This is a genomic window from Pseudomonas sp. P5_A2_2 (assembly GCF_054177685.1).
The window spans coordinates 1-1,371 of sequence record NZ_JBGCUL010001116.1; the positions used below are offsets into that span (position 1 = coordinate 1).

At 61.0% G+C, this 1,371-nt stretch carries 1 protein-coding gene and 1 pseudogene; both read left to right on the forward strand.

Annotation, left to right across the window (positions count from 1 at the left end):
- Positions 1-955, forward strand: a 955-nt coding sequence (locus tag ACXRVY_RS29300; protein ID WP_458238998.1) for a cytosine permease, incomplete at its 5' end; no start/stop codon positions are given.
- Between the two features lie 166 nt (positions 956-1,121).
- Positions 1,122-1,371, forward strand: a pseudogene (locus ACXRVY_RS29305) (Zn-dependent hydrolase); the annotation flags it as partial.

A 1,371-nucleotide genomic window follows, 5' to 3' on the forward strand; every position in this document is an offset into this window, starting at 1 on the left:
CCTGTGGGTGGTGATTCGCGGCGCCGAGTCGATCAAATGGCTGGAAACCCTGTCGGCACCGCTGCTGGTGCTGGTGGGCGCAGGCCTGCTGGTCTGGGCCATGCCCAACGTGTCGATGAGCGAATTGCTGGCGATTCCGGCCAAGCGCCCCGAAGGTGCTGGCGTGGCCAGCTACTTCGCGGCCGGGCTGACGGCGATGGTCGGCTTCTGGGCCACGCTGTCACTGAACATTCCGGACTTCAGTCGCTACGCAAAAAGCCAGAAGGACCAGATCGTCGGGCAGATCATCGGTTTGCCGCTGACCATGTTCCTGTTCGCGTCCCTCGGCGTGGTGATGACCGCCGCGTCGGTGAAGCTGGTCGGCGTGACAGTGTCCGATCCGGTGACCCTGATCGGTCATATCCAGAGCCCGGTCTGGGTCGCACTGGCGATGGCGTTGATCATCATCGCCACGCTGTCGACCAATACCGCAGCCAACATCGTGTCGCCGACCAATKACTTCCAGAACATCGCGCCCAAGGCCATCAACCGTACCAAGGCAGTATTGCTCACCGGGTTTGTCGGCTTGGCATTGATGGCCCATGAGCTGCTGAAAAAACTGGGCCTGATTGTCTCGGACGTCAGTCTCGAAACCGTCTATTCCAACTGGTTGCTCGGTTATTCGAGCCTGCTGGGGCCGATCGCCGGGATCATGGTGGTGGACTATTTCCTGATCAAGAAACAGCAACTCGACCTTGCCGGCCTGTACCGCGATGACGTGTACCCGGCGTGGAACTGGTGCGGTTTCCTCGCCTTCGGCGTGCCGGTGGTGTTGACGCTGCTGTCCCTGGGCAGCGATGCCTTCAGCTGGTTCTACAGCTATGGCTGGTTTACCGGCTCGGCCCTCGGGGGCTTGATTTATTACGGGTTGAATGTGATGCGGCCCAGCCCATCTGTTGCGAAATCAGCGGTGTAAGTGAGGGCCTCATCGCGGGCAAGCCCGCTCCCACAGGGACTGAAGTCGTACACTAATACTGTGTACACCCGATCAACTGTGGGAGCGGGCTTGCCCGCGATGGCGGCCTCAAGTTCACCAACGAATTGCCTGAAGAAACACACAAGAACAGCCTGAGGAGATCATCATGAACGCTGCCGTCGACGTTCTGCAGTCCAGCCATCAGCACATCAACCGCGACCGCCTGTGGCAATCGCTCATGGAACTGGCAAGGCTCGGCGCCACGGTCAAGGGCGGCGTGTGTCGCCTGGCCCTGACCGACCTCGACCGCCAGGCCCGGGACATCTTCGTCAAATGGTGCGAGGAGGCGGGTTGTACTGTCAGCATCGACGCCGTCGGCAATATCTTCGCCCGTCGAGCCGGGCGCAACCCCGACC